We start from the raw sequence: 20,610 nt of genomic DNA on the forward strand, positions 1-20,610 counted from the left end.
GATCAACCCCATGCAGAACAAACGCGACCAGGTCCAGGCCCATATGTTCCTGATGAGCCGCCTCACCTCGGGCATTCTCCGCTCCGACCCGGACGCTCCGGAGAGCCCCCAGGGCCGTACCAACCGCGGGATCGCCATCGGCGTCATCATCGCCGTCCTGGTCTCGGTCGGGGCCTTCGGCGTCGGCCTGGTCAGCCCCGGCCGGCAGAATACGTGGCAGACCTCCGGCCGGCTGATCGTCGACAAGGGCACCGGCGCCCGCTATCTGTATCTGGACGGCCGGCTGCGCCCGGTGCGCAACTACACCTCCGCCAGGCTGCTGGGCGGCGCGAAGCTCGCCACCACCACCGTGAGCACCGCTTCGCTCAAGGGCACCCCGCGCGGCACGCCCGTCGGCATCGAAGGCGCCCCCGACGAACTGCCCGCCAAGGGCGATCTGTCGCAGGCGCCCTGGCAGGTGTGCGTTTCCGAGGTCCCGAGGAACGGCGGCACCGCACTGGTGACGACACTGGCCGTCGGCCGGGAGGGCGACGGCGACCGTCCGGGCCGTGACCAGGGGCTGCTGGTGGCCGGCCCCGACGGCAGCGACTATCTGATCTGGCAGGGCAGCCGGCTGCGCATCGACCGTGACTCCACCGCCGGTGAGGCCCTGGGGTACGCCTCGGTACGGCCCGTACCGGTCTCTGCGGCCTTCCTCAACGCGCTGCCCGCCGGGCCCGATCTCGCGGCCCCCGCCGTCCCGGGTGCGGGCAGCGCCGGCCCGAGGCTCGGCGGCCGCCCCACCAAGGTCGGACAGCTCTTCACCCTGGCCGTGCCGGGGGCCGGGGAGCGCCATTACGTGCTGCGTGCCGACGGTCTGGCCCCGGTGACCGCCACCGAACTCGCCCTGCTGCTCGCCGATCCCGGGATCCGTACCAAGGCGTACGGCGGTGCCGTGCCGGTCCCCGCGGCGCTGACCTCCGACGCCCTACAGGGCCGGCCGGTTCCGGACGCCGGGCGGACCGCGCGCCCCGGCCGGCTGCCGGAGACCCCGCCGAAGTCGGTGAGCGTGCCCCGGGACCGTACCCCCTGCGCGCTGGTCACCCCGGACGCCGAGGGCCCCCGGTTCGGTGTCGCCCTGGCCCCCGCCGCCGATCTCGGACCGGTCGCCCAGCATGCCTCGGGCGTCGCGGCCCCGGCCTGCCTGCCGGTCGACCGGGTCACCGTACGGCCGGGGCGCGGCTCCCTGGTGCGGCTGGTGGGAGCGGGCGGAGGCCGGCTCGGCGGCACGCTCTACCTGGTCACCGAGACCGGGGTGAAGTACCGCCTGGCGACCGCGGCGGCGGTGCAGGCCCTCGGCTATCAGGACGTCGTCCCCGGTGAGATGCCCGCACTGCTCGCGGCCATGCTGCCCTCAGGACCCGATCTGACCCCCGAGGCCGCCGGTGCGGGCCGGGCCTCGGTCACCGCCCCGCGATGCCCCTCACGGGCCTCCGGCGCAGCCGCGGCGGCGGACCGTCCGGGCTCCCCGGCGGGCGACAACGGAAAAACAAGGTGACGGCAAGAAAGCAAGACCGGACGGCAATCCCGTCGTCCTAGCATCGGGGCCCCGGCCGAACGATGGAGAGGCGACGCATGGCCGCCAACGGAATGCAGCAGTCCGAGGAGTCCGCGACCCGGAACGGCGTTCAGGCGCTGGAGATGGCCTTCACCGGCATCACCAAATGCCGCCAGGACGTGGAGACCACCAAGAACAACTTGATGGCCCACTACAAGGGCAGCGACGGCAAGGCCTTCGCGGACCTCGTGACCGCGTGGGAGGAGAAGGCCGACGTCATCATGGTCAACGTCCAGGACATGATCGAAACGCTGAACCACACCCTCGTCGAGCACGGCAAGCAGCAGGGCGCCGCGGTCGACTCGATCAACCAGGAGTACGCCCAGTCGGACGCCGTCTTCGACGCGCTGCGCGGCTGATCCCGGCAGCCGTTTCCCTCCGGGGCCGTGGTACGGGCCCCGGGCGCCCATCCCCCGTAGCGCACCGGCCGCACGAGCCGCACGAGCCGCAAAGATGAGGACAGGACATGACGGACTTCTCCGACGGCTATATCTACGTCGACTACTCGCAGATGAGCAACGCCGCGGACGATCTGATCAGCCAGACCAAGGCGATCGACAGCATTCTCACCCAGCTGGACGCGGAGCTGAACGAGCTGAAGAACGCGTGGATCGGTGACGACAAGGATGTGTACGCCCAGAAGCAGCAGGTCTGGAACAGCGCGGTCGAGGCGATGGAGCAGCTGCTGACCAAGCACTCCGTGCTGCTGACCAGCGTCTCCGAGAACTACCAGTACAGCGAGCGGTCGCTGACCCAGATGTGGGACTCGGTGAAGATCGGCCGCTGATCCGGTCCGCGGGCCGCGGCCCGGCGGCCCGCCGTGCACCACCCCGACCCCGAGGAGACGCGCCGTGGCGGAAGACCCCAACGCGAAGACCGGCAAGCTCAGCATGGACAAGGCGGGCCTGCAGGCCTTCCAGCGCGACCGTGTCGAGCCGTTCCAGGAGGAACTGCGCAAGATCGCCCTGGACGATCCGTTGTCCGGCCCCTCCATGGCCAAGCTCATCGGGGACGCCGACCTCTCGGGTGAACGCGACTTCGCGACCTACGGCGCCTCGCGGCCGCTGATGCTCGGGCCGATGCTCAAGGAGAACCATCTGCACGGCAAGGGTCTCGCGCTCAACCAGGCGATCGGCAAGTCGGCCGAGCGGCTCACCGAGATCTACGAGGAGCAGAGCGGGCTGTTCAAGGACATCGTCGACAACCTCGAAGCCAGTGTCGAAACGCTGTTCAGCGCCCAGTCGGGCAATCTGACCGGCATCGACGGCCAGGATTTCCTGGACGTCTTCGAGGATGTGGAGGCCCGTCTGAACGGTGGCCAGAGCGGCGGGGGCAACGACAAGGACGAGTGACCGCCGTCTTCCGCCGCCGCCTTCCCGCCCCGAAGCCCGGAGAGTTCCCTCGTGGCCGAGAACGTCGTTTACCCCGCCGACTCCGTCGACGACTACTGGCACACCGCCGTCCAGGTGCTCACCGGCTATGTGATGCCCAAACGCGAGCTGCTCTTCGGTTCGCTGGTGGGCAACGATTCGATTCCGCTGATGCGGGTGGAGTTCTCCGACCACGACGGGGAGCCGTCCAACGCCGTGGTCGACGCCGTGAACGACATGAACTGGCGTACGGAGAACTCGGGCTGGCGGGTGGAGAACACCGATTTCGTGGTGCCGTTCTACTCGGGCAAGGACGGGCCGGTCGCCGAGGCCCCGGTGAACACCCGGGTCAAGATGAAGAAGGCCCGGATCACCCTCCTCGGCACCTCGGGCACCGCCGATCCGCCCGCGGGCGGCGTGGTGCTGGGCGGCGAGTTCAAGAGCGGGCTCGGCAAGGACTTCCAGGGACAGGCCAAGGACACGGTCTGGAGCAACAAGGCGCTGGCCCAGTACAGCTACGGCGGCGGCAAGGCCCTGGAGCAGCTGCTGTACAACGGCAGCACCCTGCACTTCACCTGGAACGACCTGCCGGTGCACGATGCGGACGCGGTGGATCTGGGGTCCTTCGACCACAACGCGCAGGCCTTCGACCGGGTGGCGCAGTTCTTCGCGGCCCGTACCCGCGAACTGAAGGACTGGGAGTTCGACCTCGGGAAGCAGGAGGCGTCGTGGAAGGGGCAGGCCGCCGGGGTCTTCAAGGACCTCGTTCACGGCCTGGTGCGCACCTATGAGTCGTACAGCGAACAGTTCCCGGTGTCCGGCACGGTCCACTCCACGTACGGGAACGACCTGCGGGGCTACCGTACGGATGTCACCAACGCCGCCCGGAAGCTCCACGGCGCCTGGGACACCTGGCAGCTCCTGACCGGGAATCCGCTGCGCTGGCTGCACGATGTGCTGCTGGACGTCACCGACCACGTCTGGCGCAACAACATCACCAAGGTGCGCTATCAGCACACCTACAGTCCGCGGGGCTACGCCTCCGGTGGTTACCACTACGTCAAGTACGAGAATTTCTCGGGTGCCGTCAGCCCTTACGGGATGCTGGAGCAGAAGGACACCTGGAAGAGGATCGGCGAAGAGGCCATCCGGCGCTGGCAGAAGAGCGTCCAGGATGTGCTGTCCGCCGCGGGCAAGCAGGCCCTCATCGACGTGGAGAACGCCTTCAACGACCAGAAGTTCCCCGAGAAGGTGACCACCGTCTCGGTCAATCTCGGGAATCTGCTCGCCAAGGACCAGGCCTTCCGGGACCGGGCGGAGGCGGCGAGGGCGAAGGCCGAGGCCGAGGAGAAGCTCCGGCTGGCGAAGGAGGAGGCCGAGCGCAAGGCGCTGGAGGCGGAGGAGAAGGCACGTCTGCTGAAGGAAGAGGCGGAGCGCAAGCAGGCCGAGGCCGAGGCGCGGGCCGAGCAGAGGCAGCGCGAGGCGGAGGAACGGGCGGCGAGGGCCCAGGCGGAGGCGGAGGCGCGGGCCGCGAAGGTACGGGCGGACGCCGAGGCCAAGCAGGAGGCGAAGGAGCGCGAGGCCGAGCAGAAGCAGGCAGAGGCCGAGCGCAGGCAGGCGGAGAAGGAAGCCGAGCAGGAGGCCCGGCAGGAACGACTCCAGGCAGAACAGGAACAGAAACAGGCCGAGCAGGAAGCCAAACAGGAACAGAAAGAACGCGAAGCCGAGCAGAAGCAGGCAGAGGCCGAGCAGCGTGCCGAGCAGAAGCAGGCAGAGCAGGAAGCGAAGCAGGAGCAGAAGGAGCGGGAGGCGCAGGAGCGTCAGACCCTGCTGATGAACCAGGCCCGCTTCGACCGGGAGCAGCAGCGCAAGGAGCAGGAGCGCAAGCAGGCGGAGGCCGAGGCGAAACAGGAGGAGAAGGAGGCCGAGCAGGAAGCTCGGCAGGAACGACTCCAGGCAGAACAGGAACAGAAACAGGCCGAGCAGGAAGCCAAACAGGAACAGAAAGAACGCGAAGCCGAGCAGAAGCAGGGCGAGGCGGAGCGCAAGCAGGCGGAGAAGGAAGCCGAGCAGGAGGCCAAGCAGGCCGAGCAGGAGCAGAAGCGGATTCAGACCGAGTCCGAGTACCGGGCCCGGCAGGAGGAGAAGGAGCAGGAGGCCGAGCAGAAGCAGGCGGAGGCCGAGGCGAAGCAGGAGCGGAAGGAAGCCGAGCAGGAAGCCCGGCAGGAACGGCTCCGGGCGGAGCAGGAGCAGAAGCAGGCCGAAGCGGAAGCCGGACAGGAGCAGAAGCAGGCGGAGGCCGAGGCCAGGCGGGAGGAGATGGAGCGCCGAGCCGAGCAGAGGCAGGGCGAGGCGGAGCAGCGTGCCGAGCGGCAGCTGCGGGACCTCGGCCCGGGTGCCGGCTCTTCGTGGCCGGGAAGGCCCGACGCCGCGGTTCCCGACGGTCTGCGCCTGCCCGAGGGCTCCGGGCCCGGCAGCAGTACCGGTACCGGTTCCGGTTCCACCGCGCTTCTTCCGGGCGGCTCGGCTGCCGGGGGCTACCCCGCCTACTCCGGTGCCGGTGGGGAGGAGGAGCTGTACGACCGGGTCCTGGATTCCCCCGGCGGTGCCGACTACGGCATGGGCGCCGGCAGCGGCGCCGGAATGGGCATGCCGATGCTCCCCATGGGCACGCGGCTCAACGGCACGTCCACCGGTGGCGCGGAGGGTGAACGCGTCCGCGGCACGGTCGACGACGGCAGGCCCGTCACGACCCGCCGCGCCGGGACGGGACAGGGCCGGGAGGAGTTCTCGGCCGCGGGCCGCGGCTCCCTCGCCACGGCATCCGGCGGTATGCCGTACATGCCGCCGATGGGCGGTGCGGACCGGCAGACGGAGAGCGGCGACCGCGAGCGGATGTCCTGGGTGGAGGAGGAAGAGGACGTGTGGGGCACCGACGAGGGCGGCGCGCCGGCCGTCATCGGCCGCTGAGCACCGGTACCGGCAGGGGACGGAAGAGATGAACGAACCGATTCAGGAGCGGCTGGCCAAGGCGGTGGCCGGGCTGGAGCGGACCCGGCAGGCGGTCGCCGCCGCCGAGGAGCGGCTGCGCGGAGCAGGCGTCACCGTGCGGTCGGGCGACCGCAGTGTGGAGGTCACCGTCAACGCCCAGGGGCAGCTGGTCGATGTGCGCTTCCTCGACGGCAGGTATCGCACGATGGGTGCCCCGCAGCTCACGGCGGCCGTGCTGGAAGCGGCCCGGCAGGCGCAGGCGGAGATGGCGCGCACGGTACTGGACACCTTCCGGCCGCTGTCCGAAACGGTCGGCGGCAGGCCGCATATCGAGGGCTCCGGAGTGGACTGGGGCGATGTGTTCGGCCCGCTGCTGGACACCGTCGAGCGGGGTTCCGCGGGCCGCGGCGGGGCGAGCGACCGGCTGCGCGACGAGATCACCGAGGACGGCGAGGATCCCGCCCCCGTGACACGTGCCGAGGACCGGACGAGCCGGACGAGCCGGACGAGCCGACCGAGGGGGCAGTGATGAGCTACGGATACGGATCGTACTTCGAGGGGGACCCCGCCAAGCTGGCGGCGTTCATCTCCGAGGCCAGGTCGCTGACCAAGCGGTTGCGGCAGGTCGCGAACGACTTTCCGGCGGCCGTGGGGCCGACGTCGATGTGGTACGGCGTGAACGACGACTACGCCCTGGAGATGGGGCCCCAGGCGGATCGCGAGTTCACCTACGTCCAGGACGGTCTGAACCTGGTCGCGGAGGGTTTCGAGAACTCCGTCGAGGGCCACTTCCTGGCGCTCCAGAAGATCCGGTCCACGCAGTCGCAGAACCTGGACGACATCGGCGGGCTGCGCGGCAGCACCGATTCGGTCGGTGGGGGCGACGGCGGCACGAGCAACGGAAAACACTGACCGTTGATCCCCGACAGCATCGAGTTCCCCGATCCGGCCCGCTACATCCTGTTCGTCCTGCTCGGCGAGCTGCCGTTGCAGGCCTCATCGGACATGGCGTTCTCCAGCTCCATGCCCTACGACGACACATCGGCACAGGTTCTCGATCTGCGGAACGAGATCACCGATCTGCTCGGCAGGGTCGACGGGGCACTGCCCCCGCAGGTCGCGGCGAGCTTCAAGGAGGCGCTGGCGCCGCTGACCGGTGCGGGCGGGCCGGATCTGCTCGGTGATCTGGCGGGACAGATACGTCAGGTTTCGGACAACCGGGTCAAGCAGTCGCAGAAGATCATGGAGTCCAAGTTCGAGATCATCGCCGAGGCACTGGTCCTGCTGGCCGAACTGGCGGTCATCGCGACGCTCTCGGTCTTCACCGGTGGTCTGTCGTTCAGTCAGGCAGCCGTCGCCAAGGCGCGGACCACGGTGGCAGTCCTCACCATCATGCAGCGTCTGCTGAACCAGGCTCATCTGCTGCCCGCGCTCAGCGAGGCACTCCAGGAGGCCCTGACCACGCTCGCGGTACGGCTGGCCATGCTCAGCCTCAACGACGGCAAACGCCGCCCCGACGGCATCGACGGGCGGGACATCCTGAAGGCTCTGGCGGTCGGCGGTCTCGCCGGGTTCTTCGGCTCCGCCGTCTCCAAGTACTTCGGTGACATCTTCAAGAACCAGTTCCGCAACTTCGGTGACAACAAGTGGGGTGTCGTCGGGGGGAACGTCTTCCGCAACGCGGCCGCCGAGGGTCCCAGCGAGGCCTTCGCGGAGTTCCTGGTCAACGGGCTGTTCGACAACCGCTGGAAGTTCGATCTGATGTCGATGGCGGGCGGCAGCATCAGTGCCGTCACCGAGATGATCCTCAGCGGGGCACTGGACCATATCGCGAAGGGTCTCAACAGCAAGTTCTTCGACGGCCGGAACGTGTTCGGCACATTCAACCCGCCGTTCGGCCCCGGTGCCCTCCCCGGCGGTGGCGGCAGCAAGGTCGTCGTCCACACCCCGGAACCGGCGCCGGGCACCACCACCACGTCCTCGTCCGGCGGTCCCGGGGCTGGGGCCACCACGGGCCGTTCCCTGCCGCCGCCCGTGCCGGTGCACCATGTGGTACCGCCGGTGGTGGTCCCGCCCCTCGTCTCCGGTACCCCGGTGCCGGTCAACACCCCGCCGTTGCCGCCGCTGCCCGGCGGCGGACTCGGTCCGTTCCGTGTGGACGGCCCGCTGCCGGGCGGGGAGTCCCCGTACACCGGCACCGGCACCGGGCCCGGCTCCGGCACCGGCGGGGACTCTGTCGGTACCACGACGAACGTCGTCGGCCCCGGTGATCTGCCCGTCCTCGGTCCGGCCGCCCCGGCGCCCGCCACTTATCGGCCCGGTACCGGTCTTCCGCTGCCGCACACGGTCCCCGCCACCGGCCCGTCGACCGCTTCTGTCACCGGCCCGTCGACCGCTCCCGGCGCCGACCGCGGCGGCTCCGGCTCCGCCCGGCCGACCGGCGAGGCGCCGGACACCGCTCGGCGCACCGGCTCCGCCCCTCAGCGGACACCGGACGGCTTCCCGCACGGGACACCGCCGCCGGACGGTACCGCGGCCGCCCCGCCCGCAACCCGTCCGTCGCCGGCCGGGGACCCGGTCCGGCCCGAGCAGTGGCGGCCCCGGCAGGACGCGGAGCCCGCCACCGTCGTACAGACCGAGATACCCGCGGCGCAGGACACCGACGGAAGCGGGCCGCTGCGGCACGAGCAGCCCACCACCGTCGACACCGAGGTACGGCGCGTCCGGGCCGACGACGGCCGCTGGGTACGCTCCCTCTCGCTGGAGGTGCCCATCCACCCGGGCTCCGGTCTCGCCGGGGTCGACCTCGACGATCTCCGGGAGCGGGTACGCGTCCTGCTCGACACCGAGGTCAACCACGGACTGCTGCTGCCGCGCTCCGGCGATCAGCTCCACGTCGACCTCTCCGTGCTGATCGCCCCGAATGCCGCACGGGCCGTCGAACTCTCCGCGACGGACCGCCCCGCGCCCTCCGACCAGCAGCACATCCGGCTGTACGGCGACGACCCCGGGCGCTCCCCCGCCGATCGGGAACGCCGCCGGGCCGACAACGCCGTCATCGTCCTGCGCCAACTGCTGCGCCACGCGGGCCTCACTCCCACCGCCGATACCGCCGGCGGTCCTTTGCTCACGCCGCAGGCTCTCCGGACCGCCGAGTCCGTCACCGACACCAACACCAACACCGACACCGCGGGAGCAACCGGAGCCACCGGAGCCACCGGAGCCACCGACAACGCCGACAGCGCCACGGCGGCCGGTGTCACGGCCACGGGAGGGCCGGAGGCCGTTCCTCCTGTCGTCCGCCCGACGCTGGAGTCCGACGGGCCCCTCCTCGGCCCGGCCCGGCCCCGCCCGGCCGTTTCCGAACCCCCCGACGACCGGACCTGGACGGCCTTTCCGGACGGCCCGCGTCCGCTCGTCACCGCTCTGGGGCTGCCTGCGGCCGCGCCCTCCGGCACCGACTCGGAATCCGACTCCGATGCGGACGCGGACTCGGCCTCCGACGGCGAGCCGGTCTCCCGGCCCGGTCACCACCCCACCGCCCCGCCGCAGCCGGCGGGGCTGATCGTCAGGCCCAGCCCCGACTACATGCTGGCGGTCGGATCCGGCGTCGGCAGCCTCCTCTACAGCCTCGGCCATCCGGCGGTGCTCGCCGGGGACGCGCGCAGCCGGGTGCAGTTCGGGAACCCCCGCCCGCTGCTCTCCGTGGACTTCGACCTGGTCGCAACCGGTCTGCCCGCGGCCGACGACATCCGCAGGGAGCTGGCGGGGATGCCAGGAGAGCCGATCGTCACCGTGCCCGCGCAGGACCGGCCCGGAAAGCTCGTCCTGATGGTGAACGGCGTCGAGGTCCGGATCGGCGTCGGTCCCCGGCCCTCGGGCTTCGACACGGCTCCCGGCTTCACACTGCCCTCGGCAGAGGATTCCCTCGCGGCCGCCGCCCTCGCCGTGGCCACCGCACCCGACCGGTCACTCCGCGAAGAGGCCCTCTTCGACCTGCTGTGGGCGCTGAGCCGCACCCCCGTCGAAGGCCCCCGGGCCGCCGCGCTCCTCGGGCCCGTAGCGGACTCCTATCGCGCCGCCGCGCCCCCCGGGGCCGCCCCGCTCCTCTCCGTACAGCTCAGCGAACTGCTCGACGCCGCGCTGAACCCCGAAACCCTGTACCAGCACGAGGTGCTCTGGGCCGACAACGACGCCTCCGAGGACGACGAGCCACGGCTGACGGATGAACTGACCGCGCTCGCGGCCGAACTGCGGGCCCGGCCCGAGGTCGTCGCCGACCCCGTGCGTACGCTCGCCACCCGGCTGCCCGCCATGTCCGCCGCCGAACGCACCGGAGCCATCGCCGGACTCACACCCGACCAGCGCGAACGGCTCGCCTCCGGACCCGCCCTGGTGAACGCCCTGCGCACCGCCCTCACCCCGGCCGACTTCGCCACCACCGCCGCCGACCTGATCATCCAGATCCCCGCCGGAGTCCACCAACCGGTCAGCGCCCGGGAGAGTGCGCGCGCGCAGGTCGCTCTGCTGTTCCACGACCCCGAGGTCACCGCCCGGCTGGTCAGGCTCGGCTCACGCGTCGTGGTGGTGCCCCGGGACCGGACCGTGACCTCCCTGGAGGCCTTCCACGACCTCAGGAACGCCACCAGCTCGGACGGCCGCTGCTTTCACACCATGCGCGGTGTGGCCACCCTCCATGCCGCGATCAGCGAGGAGAACCTGCTCGGTGAGCACACCACGATCGGCAGGGTGCCTAACCTCCCCGACGGCTATTCGGCCACGTTCCACGAGGTCGCCCATATCGTCCACCGCTGCGGACTGGACTACGCCGGACTCGGACTGATCAACGACGTCTACCGGGCCACCCACCGGCGGGGCGAGGCGGGCGCCTGGCCCGACGGCGCCTTGTACTCCTACGACGAGAAGACGGGCGAGCGCAGGGGGCCCAACTACAGCAGCCGGAACCAGTACGAGTTCTTCGCCCAGCTCACCAACGTCTATCTGCGGGCCAATACCGGCAGCGACCCGGTCACCGGGGCGCCCCGCGAGAACGGCGGCCCCGACTGGGTGAAGGAGAAGCACCCCTCCCTGTACCGCCTGATGCGGCGGCTGTACGGCCCCGGCCCCCGGCGCGCCCTGGAGGTCAATCCGGTCGAGGCCACCCAGGCCTTCAACGAAGGACTGGCCCGCGCCCGCGCCCTGTTCGGGGACGGCGACGGCGACAGCGACAGCGGCGACAGCAGCGGTACGGATCCGGGTACCGGCCCCGGGTCCGGCCCCGGCGGTGCCGGCGGCCCGGACTCCGGACCCGAAGGCACCACCGCCGCATCCGCGCCCCGAGCCGCCGCGTTCCCCCCGCTCGCCGTGCCCGCGCAGCCGCAGCTGCCGGCCGATCCGCACCCCGACCCCGTTCTGGAGGTCGGACAGTACGTCGCCCTCGCGCTGGACGGCCTCGGCCGTCCGGCGGTACTGGCCGGGGCCGCGCGCGGTGTGGTGCAGTTCGGCAATCCCCGCCCGCTGGACGCCGTCGACTTCCAGGTGGTCTCGACCGGACCGCTCCCGGCCGACGAGATCGGCCGGGCCCTGGAGCGGGTTCTGCCCGACGCCCGCATCACGCCGCTGCCGGGCCGGGACGGCGGCGGGACCGTCTCCTTCTCGGTGGACGGCATCATGGTCCGGATCGCCTCGGGCGGCCCGCCCGTGGGAACGGTCACGGCCGACGGATTCCCGCTGCCCGTACCGGCCGTATCCGTCACCGAGGCGGCCCTCGCGCTCGCCACCGGCTCGGACCGGGAGCTGCGCGGGCAGGAACTCCTCGACCTGCTCTGGGCGCTCGGCCGTACCCCCGCCGGCAGCTCCCGGGCCACGGCGCTGATCCGGGCCGGGGCGGACGCCTACCGTGCCGCCGCGCCTCCCGGAGCCGCCCCCGTCCTCTCCGTACAGCTCAGCGAACTCCTCGACGCCGCGCTGGACCCCGACGCCCTCGCCGGACACGAACAGCTCTGGCAGGATCTCGGGGCCGAGGGAGCCGATCTGCCGGGGCTGCGCGCCGAGCTGACCGCGCTCGCGGCCGAACTGCGGGCCCGGCCCGAGGTCGTCGCCGACCCCGTGCGTACGCTCGCCACCCGGCTGCCCGCCATGTCCGCCGCCGAACGCACCGGAGCCATCGCCGGACTCACACCCGACCAGCGCGAACGGCTCGCCTCCGGACCCGCCCTGGTGAACGCCCTGCGCACCGCCCTCACCCCGGCCGACTTCGCCACCACCGCCGCCGACCTGATCATCCAGATCCCCGCCGGAGTCCACCAACCGGTCAGCGCCCGGAAGAGCGCACGGACCGAGATCGCCCTGCTGCTGCGCGACCCCGAGGTCACCGCCCGGCTGGTCAAGGGCGGCTCACGCGTCGTGGTGGTGCCCCGGGACGAGCCGATGACGTCCCTGGGCCCCTTCCGGCATCTGAAGGGGCTGACGACCGCCGACCAGCGGTCCTGGGACGACGTACGCGGCGCGGGTCTGCACAGCGCCGCCGTCACCGAGGAGAACCTGCTCGGGGAGCAGCACGGGATCGCCGACGCGCAGCCCTACCACGACGGCTACTCGACCACGATCCACGAGGTCGCCCACACCCTTCATATGCACGGTCTGGACGCCGCCGACCAGCAGCTGATCCTCGACGCCCACCGGGCCACCGGCCGGCTGGGCGAGGACGGTGCCTGGCCCGACGGCCCCCTGTACTCCTACGACGAGGAGACGGGCGCGCGCAGCGCGCCCAACTACAGCAGTCTCAACGAGTACGAATTCTTCGCCCAGCTCACCAACGTCTATCTGCGGGCCAACGGAGGTACCGACGAGTACACCGGTCTGCCCCGCAACAACGGGGGGCCGGAGTGGGTGGAGGAGAATCAGCCCGGTCTCCATCCCCTGCTGCTTCGGCTGTACGGCCCCGGTCCCCGGGTCGCCCCGGGGGTCAACCCGGTCGATGCCACGGACACCGCCCATGAGGCGCTGGCCCGCGCCCGCGCCCTGTGGGACGTCGCCGGGGGCGCGCCGGACGACGGGAGCGAAGCCTACGAGGACATGCGCGCCCTGTGGGACGGTACGGCCGGCAGCGGCCCGGCGCAGGACCCTGCGTCCGCCCCGGCACCGGCACCGGGTGGAAAGGCGGGGAAGTACGATGCGGTGCGCGCGCTGTGGCACGCCGCCACCGGCACCCACCGGCCGCAGGACCACCCGGTCGCATCACAACCCGCGCCGGGCGGCGGGAAGAAGAGGTACCGGGCAGCGCGGGCCCTCTGGCACGCGGCCACCGGCAGCAGCCATCCGGCCGCTCCGCCCTCCCCCGTCGCGCACCGCAGGGCCGGCCGGGCCACCGCCGCGGACACCGGCCAGGGCACCGGTACAGGCACCGGCCGGCCCGGCCGCAGCGACGACGGACCGCCGCCGACCGGAACGGCACCGGCACCGGCACCGGCACCGGCGGACCTCCCCGAACTGTCCGCCTATGCCCGCTCCTACGGGCAGCGGCACGACGGCCATATCGGACTCGTCCTCTTCGAGCGCACCCCGCAGCCTGTGCTCGACGGCCTGTACCGGCAGATCACCGATGCCCTCGGCGTGCCCGACGGCACCCCTGAGGCCGCCGCGCTGCGGGCCCGGGTCGCCGGTCTGCTGTCCGCCGAGGACATCGAGGAGCACCGCGCCGATCTGCGCAGCAGCCGGGGCCACCGGATCACGGTGGCCCACGGGGGCCGGGAACGCACGGTCGACGTGCGGCTCGCCCACCGCAACCCCCGGCATGCGGCCCGGTACTACGGCGGCGGGGCGGCGAACCCGCCGGACGTCCAGGTCGAACGCCGTGCCGAAGGGACCCAGGTGTTCTCCGGCACGGAGAGCTGGGGCACCCACCGGACCGTCGTCCTCCCCTGGTCGCTGAGCCACTCGGTCGGCTCGGGCCCCGTGCGCTGGGGTGATGTCACGGTCATCACCAGCCTCACCCACAGCCAGCTCACCCAGAGCCTCAGCGTCGGTGAGGCCTTCCAGACCCTCAGCAAGCACAACGCCAAGGATCCGGCCCGTCCGCTGGATCTCGACGGGCTGTGGCAGGTCCGGGTGGACGCGCCGGGCAACGCCCACGGCCAGTGGCAGCCGGAGCAGTCGCACTCCGCACTCACCGGCTGGTTCCCGGAGCACCGCGTGGTCGCGGACGGTGCCGATCCGGCCGGGCTGCCCGAGCCCGGCCCGCTGGACGATCTGCCGCTGTGGGGCGTCGAGTCCGTCGCCGATCCCCGGCGGCTGCTCTCCGAGGTGCTCGCGGAACCGGCCTTCGCGGAGCTGCGTACCCTCGGCCCCGGCTCCGCGGAGGCCCTGGAGGACTTCTTCGCCGAACGGGTCCGTCGCGGCACCGCGCTGCCGCAGACCGACGGCGGTGTCTTCTCCACGGTCCTCGCGGATACCGGCAGCCAAGCCGTCGGTGTGGTCCAGCTCATCGCCCGCATCACCCCGCAGCGGCCCCTGCTGAAGGCCCCCGAGGGCAAGCTCTCCCTGGAGAACTTCCTGGGCCGCGGCGCCGCCGTCGAGCAGTCGGCCCAGTTCAGCAGCGGTATCGGGGTGGAAGTCGCGGGCGGCCCCACCCTGATGCCCGGCCGCGCGCCCGGCGACCGGTCCACCGCCCCCGGGTTCGGCATCGGGCTCCTGGGCCGGGCCGGCGGCGCGTGGAAGGTCGACGAGAGCCTGGCCGGCACCGTCAACGCGAGCCTGCTGCACGGCGGCTTCACCACCGGCGGCCAGCTCCTCACCCCGGCCACCGTCACCTACGAGGTCGTCCTGCACCGGGCGGGCGGCGGGCGGGTCGGCGCCGCCTTCGGCCCCTGGACCGACGGGCTGCATCTGCTGGTGCCGCCGCGCGACGCCATGACGGGACACCGCCCGCGGGGCGGGGAGCTGCGGACGCTGCCCGAGCGTCTGGAGCGGCTCGGCAGTATCGGGCTCGGGGAGCTGCCGTTCCGCGTCGACAGTCCCGGTCTGACGGCCGCGCTGGACCGGGCGGAGATCTGGCTGCGCGCCGAGGGCTTCCTGCCGCCGGTGGCGGCGCCCGCCGCGGGACGGCTGCCGGTCCGCCTGGACGAGCCGCTGCGCCGGGCCCAGTTGGCCAATCTGACGCACTGGAGCCGGTTCCGTAGCCGGTACGGCATCGCCCTGGCGGTGCCGGAGGCGGTCGACGGCGGGCATCTGCCGTTCCTGGAGCGGCCGTCCACCGTCGCCGCGACCCGGCGGGTGCGGCTGAAGCTCTCCGTCGACCGGGACACCGGCCGCCCCAGCGAGCACGTCCGCCGGCTGCCGCAGGCCCATCCGCTCGGCTTCAGCAGCTACGAGGCGGGCGGCAGCCGTCGGCGCGGCACTGCGCTCAGCGGGTCCGGCGGAGGGGGTTTCCTCTTCGGTTTCCCCGTCGCCCAGGGTGCCGGGACGGTGAGCACCGGGCCCGAGTACACAGGCACCGCACAGAGCACGGACCTGATGTCGGTCGGCGATGTCACGGGCCTGGAGCAGTTGCTGCTGACGACGGCGGACGGCGGCGACGTCTTCACCGTGCCCGCGCGCTTCCGGCTCGACCTGTACGAAGGCGACGACGGCACCCCCCTGATCCGGTTCGCCGACGGGCCCGCCACCACCGGCACACCACTGCCCGGTACGGATACCGGCACCGGCACCGGCACCGGCACCGGCACGGATACCGACAGGACCGGCACACAACTGCCCGCAGCCGAGCGGGCCGACACCCCGCGGACCGAGGACCCCGAAGCGGTTGCCCTGACGCCCCTGGGGGCCGATGGCCCGCCGCCGCCCGGTGTTTCCGGCACCGTCTCGCTGTTCGTCCGGCACCACATCACCCTCCCGGCGGGCCAGGCCCTGCCGTCCGGGGACCGGCCCCGGCATACGGTGCGCCGGCCGGTCACCGACGGCTCGGCGGCCGACGATCTGCGGCGGCTCGGTCTCACCGACGCCGGAGGGCACCCGCTGCCCGGGGTCGTCCCGCTGCCCGCGGGCGCCCTCGTGGACAGCTTCCGCGGCACCGCCGCCCTCACGGACGTCCTCGCCCGGATCGTCGCCGGAACCCATCCCGGCAGTCCGGGGCCGTGGCTCCTCACCCGCGCCGTCCGGTCCACCGGCACCGCCCTGTCCGGTACGGCCGGGCTGCTCGGCGACGGCACCCGGCGCGCCCTCGATCTGGCCCGCCGTTCGCTGCCCTCCGGCCTTCCCGGCCCCGTCAACCAGCTGACCACCGTGGCCGGCCGGCTGCTGGGCTCCCCGCTGTCCCGGGCCGCGGGCACCTCCCATCTCTGGGGCGCCGCGGTCTACAAGAGGCTTTCGGCCGGCGCGTTCGGCGCCGCCCGCAACGCACCGGGCACCCTCGCCGCCGAAACCCGGCATACGGGCATCCGGCCCGGTCTGCTGCTCGCGCGGGCCGGACAGATCCTCGGCGGACAGTACGTCCTCGACGGACTCACCCTGCCCGGAACAGCGGCCGACCAGGTCCTCCAGGTGACGGTCCAGGGCTATCTGCACCATCCCCGGTACCTGGGCAGCACCACCGTCTACAGCGAGCAGTCCGTGCTCTCCGCGGTCTCCGCCGCCCAGCAGCACGGCACCGGCCGGTCCCACCAGTTCACCGGCGTCCTCACCGGTCTGCAGACCGCACCGGCCGACCCGGACCAGGCGCCCCATCTGTTCAATCCGAGCCTGCGCCACTCCTCCACCCGGCGCGGCGACACGGCCACCGCCCACACCGCGAACACCAAGGTCACCAGGGTCGCCACGCATACCGGCAGCCACCATCTGGTCGGCAGCGACGTCACCTTGCTGGTCACCGTACGCCGCGGAATGCGCAACGCGTTCGGCAACGCCGTCGGCCTGGGCGAGTGGGCACCCGTCACCGTCGCCGTGGATCTGCCCCGCGCGGTGACCTTCCTCGCGCCCGACGCGGTCCTCGCCCGGTACGCCCGCTGGTACACCCTCCCGGGCAGTGCCCCGCTCCCGGCGCTGCCCGCGCCGTCCCTTCCGCTGCCGGACGCCTTCGCCCGCACCGGTGTGCTGGGCCTCGGCACCGTCCTGTCGCTCACTCAGCTCGACGATCTGCGGCACCGGGCCGAGCGGCGCGACCGGCTGGGAACCGAACTGTTCCGGCTGGTCGAGAACGAGGCACCCGGCGCCACCCGCCCCGGACACGCCTCCCATCTGCCCGGGGTAGCCCCCGAACTCGCCCGCCGCACCGAACCCGCCGCGCTGCGGGCGCTGCCCGGTCTCGGACCGGCCGGCTCGTCACTCCGTTTCGTGCACGTCGCCTACGGCGGCGCCCGGCTCGTCGAGGTGGTCCTCACCGCGGAACCGGTGCTGAGGACCACGGGGTTGCGCGGCCGGCTCGGCCGGCCCGTCGAGACGGCGGGTCTGGAGCTGGTCCAGACGCACGCGCCGCAGAACCGGTCCGTCACCCGCACGGTCACCCGCACCCACCAGACGGCAGCGGCGCCCGTCTCCCGCTTCCCCCGCCCCCATGTGAGCGGGCGCACCGACCGCGAGGGCCCCACCCTCGCCCTCGGCCACCAGCGGGCGCGCACCGTCCGCAACGACCGGACCGGCGAGGACCGGCTGTGGACCCGTACCGACACCGTCGCCGACTTCGACGGGGTGGACTATCTGCTCACCGCCTCGGTGCGGTCCCGGCTGCTCCCCGAGTGGCCGGCCCATCTGCCCGGCGGTCTGCTCCAGGCCGGGCTGCTGTCCTTCAGCGGACTCGAAGGCCCCCTCACCACGCGTCTCACCGCCTGGGCGGGGCGGCTGCTGGCCGGACGCCCCGTCAGCAGCGTTTCGGTACCGGCCGCCACCGTCCTGCGGTTCGCCGGTTCGGAGGCGGCACCGCCGCAGGGGCACCGCGGCCCGCTGCCACCCGGTCTGCACACGGGCGACCCCATACTCCCCGGCGCGGGCCCGGCCACAGCGGCCCCGGCACCCGGCGCACTCCGGCTGACACCCACCGGGCCGGTACCCGTCCACCGGTTCAACGGCGCCCAGGAGCTGGTACGGGCGCTGCGGGAGGTCGCCCCCGGCACCACCGCCGCATGGGGCCTCTCCGCCGACCGCCCCGACGAAGCCGTCGCCACCCGTCTCGGTGAACTCCTCCAGACCGGGCGGATCGGCATCGGCGGGCCCCGTACCGCCGCCGGGCTCACCCCGCACCTGCCCGGCAGCTGGCCCCTGGCGGACGCCGCGGAACCGCCCTTCCTCTCCCTCGCGTTCTACGATCCCCGGCCGGTCACCTCCGGCGACGACGTCGCCGTGGACCGGGTCCGCCGCCAGGGCCGCAGCACCACCGCGACCGCGTCCGCGGGCAGCGGCTTCGCCCTCACCCACCAGAGCACCCATGCGCTGACCGAAGGAAACCGGCAGCTCTTCGCCTTCTCGATACCGCTCGTCGCACAGCAGCCGCACACCTCCGGCTACGGCGGCACCGTCACCGGAACCGGGCTGAACCGGCTGCGCACCGGCCGCTCCACCGCCCCCGCCGACCGGCGCGGCACCCGCAGCCACGAGACACTGGTCGACGTCGTGATCACGGTGCACGGACCCGAGGGGGTCCGCTGGGTCACCGGCTCCGCCGCCGTCCGGCTGGGCGAGCACGACCTGTTCGGCTTCGGCGTGACGCCCGCACGCCCTGTGGCCGGGGTGTACGACGTACCCGCACTGCTCGCCGGGCAGCCCGCGGACGATCTGCGGGACTGGGCCCGGCATCCGGTCACCGATCTGCCGGGCGCACTGGCCGCCGGACTCGATGCGGCGGACCCGGCCGCCCGGCTGTGGCTCGGCCTCGGTGACGATCCCGACGGCAGCAGGCTCGCCCACGCGGTGTACGCCGCTTCCCGTACCGCCGTCCTGGCCGGGCGCCCGGTGGAAGTGGTGGTGCGTACCGCCGACGGCCCCCGGCACTGGCCGTTCGCCGCCGACGGCACCCCCGCCGATACCACCCCGGGCACCCGGGCCGGCTGGCGGGAGTGGCGGGAGGCGGCCGCCGGGCACGACGCCGCCGTCGCCGCCCAGGAGCAGTCCGCGGCCCGGGAACGGGACCTTGCCGAGGAGCTGACGGCGTTCGGCGGGGCGCTGCGGGACGCGGAGGCCGCGCTGGCCGCCGCGCGCGCCGCCCACGAGACCGCACAAGCCGCATACGACGAGGCCGTCGCCGCCGCCGGAACCGCGCGGCAGGCCGCGGCCCGTACCGTACGCGAGGCGGAAGAGGTCCTCGTCCGTGCCGAATCGGCGGTACGTGACGCCGAAGCGCTGCCGACGGCCCGTCAGGCCCACCGGGCCCGGGTGGCGTGGCGGCAGGCCGACGCCGAGGCGCGCGGCGCGGAGCGGCACGCTCCGGACGCCCCCGCCACGGCCGGGCTCCGGGAACGGGCCACCGACGCCGACCGCGCACGGCGGGACATTGCCGCCGCGCACCGGGGCCGGGCCGCGGCCGTCACCGCCGCGCACACCGCGAGGGCCGAGGCCGCCGGGGCTCTCGGCCGGTCCCGCGCCGAGGCGGACCGCGTCCGGCGGGAAGGGGAGGCCGCGGTGGCCGGGGCAGCCCGCGCGCGGAGCGCCGCCGAGCACACCGCCACCCGGCGGATCCACCTCCGCGACAGCGCCCTCGCCCGGGTCCGCGACACCGAACTCGCCCTGCGGGAACTGCGTGCCGAACAGCCCGCGCAGGCCGCCCGCCAGACCGCCGCCCTGCGCGCGCTCGCCCGGCACACCCGGGCCCTGGACACCGCGCGCCGTACCGACGGCACGGGTGATTCCGGTTCACTGCTCGGTTCGCTGTCCGCGACGCCCCCGGCCGCGCCCGGCCGCCGCACCGGGCGCGGCGCCCCGGTGTCCCCGGCGGGCGGCACCGGGCCGGAGCCGTCGCGAGCGGAGGACCCGGACGCGCTCCCGGACCCCGGTGACCGCGGGCCCGGTCCCGCCTCGGACGCCCCGCCCGGTCCGGCCGGGCTGCGGCGCACCGGCGGCGGCGCCGTACTCGACGGTGTCGCCTACGCCCTGCGTCCCGTACCGGCCGGACCCGGCCGGGCCGTGGCCGTCGTGTCGGCGGCCCTGCGCGATCTGCCGGCGGCGGCCGGACCGCTCCCCGGCCGGGGCAGCGGCCTCCCGAACCGTCCGGCGGATGTCCTCGACCGCGACGGGCTCACCGACGCCCGCGTCCCGCCGCTGGACCGGTCGGTGATGGTCCCGGTGCGTCTGCTGGAGGGTGCGGGACAGGATCTGACGGACTCCCAGCGGGCCCAGGGCGCCCTGCTCGGCGATGTGCTCCCGGCGGGGGAGGTCGCCGCGGATCCCGCCGTACGGCTGCGGCTGCTGCTGGCCGACCCCGCCCTCGCCGACCCCGGCACCGAACTCCCCCTGGTCCCGCTGCTGACCGCCGCCGCGAACGCCCTCGGTGTGACGGTCGCGGTGGCGGAAGCGGACGGCAGGGTCGTCCGCCTCGGCGGCGCCCCGGCCGCCGTGCCGCCGTACGCCCTGCTGCTCCGCGACGGTGACCGGTGGCTCGTAGGGCCGCGGACGGTACGGGCCCCGGCCCCCGAGCCCGACGGCGGCCCGGTGCCGGACCCCCGGTGACCG

Annotated in this window: 8 protein-coding genes; all 8 read left to right on the forward strand. The window is 73.3% G+C overall.

The window, feature by feature from the left end; translation table 11 throughout:
- The first annotated feature begins 10 nt into the window (after positions 1-10).
- The 8 genes from eccB (at position 11) to ACIQ9E_RS24050 (ending at position 20,607) form a co-directional block, all read left to right on the forward strand.
- Positions 11-1,537 carry a type VII secretion protein EccB gene (eccB, locus tag ACIQ9E_RS24015; protein WP_403710179.1) on the forward strand — a complete coding sequence of 509 codons (1,527 nt, stop codon included), beginning with the start codon at positions 11-13 and terminating at the stop codon, positions 1,535-1,537.
- A 77-nt stretch (positions 1,538-1,614) separates the two neighbouring features.
- Positions 1,615-1,956: a hypothetical protein gene (locus tag ACIQ9E_RS24020; protein ID WP_006350877.1), complete on the forward strand. Its 342-nt coding sequence runs from the start codon at positions 1,615-1,617 to the stop codon at positions 1,954-1,956.
- Between the two features lie 107 nt (positions 1,957-2,063).
- Positions 2,064-2,384, forward strand: a complete 321-nt coding sequence (locus ACIQ9E_RS24025) for a WXG100 family type VII secretion target (RefSeq protein WP_403710181.1) — start codon at positions 2,064-2,066, stop codon at positions 2,382-2,384.
- Positions 2,385-2,448: 64 nt separating this feature from the next.
- On the forward strand, positions 2,449-2,949 hold the full coding sequence (locus ACIQ9E_RS24030) for a type VII secretion system-associated protein (protein WP_403710183.1): 501 nt from the start codon (positions 2,449-2,451) through the stop codon (positions 2,947-2,949).
- Positions 2,950-3,000: 51 nt separating this feature from the next.
- Positions 3,001-5,937 (forward strand): AAWKG family protein, encoded by a 2,937-nt coding sequence (locus tag ACIQ9E_RS24035; protein ID WP_403710185.1) that lies wholly within the window; start codon positions 3,001-3,003, stop codon positions 5,935-5,937.
- Between the two features lie 28 nt (positions 5,938-5,965).
- Positions 5,966-6,487 carry a YbaB/EbfC family nucleoid-associated protein gene (locus ACIQ9E_RS24040; protein ID WP_403710187.1) on the forward strand — a complete coding sequence of 174 codons (522 nt, stop codon included), beginning with the start codon at positions 5,966-5,968 and terminating at the stop codon, positions 6,485-6,487.
- Complete coding sequence (locus tag ACIQ9E_RS24045) at positions 6,487-6,870, forward strand: hypothetical protein (protein WP_366262719.1); 384 nt, start codon at positions 6,487-6,489, stop codon at positions 6,868-6,870. Before ACIQ9E_RS24040 ends, ACIQ9E_RS24045 begins: the two co-directional genes overlap by 1 nt.
- 3 nt (positions 6,871-6,873) lie before the next feature.
- Positions 6,874-20,607: a hypothetical protein gene (locus tag ACIQ9E_RS24050; protein WP_403710189.1), complete on the forward strand. Its 13,734-nt coding sequence runs from the start codon at positions 6,874-6,876 to the stop codon at positions 20,605-20,607.
- Positions 20,608-20,610: the final 3 nt, after the last annotated feature.

Origin of the sequence: Streptomyces sp. NPDC094448 (assembly GCF_044763775.1) — a bacterium.
GTDB lineage: Bacteria > Actinomycetota > Actinomycetes > Streptomycetales > Streptomycetaceae > Streptomyces.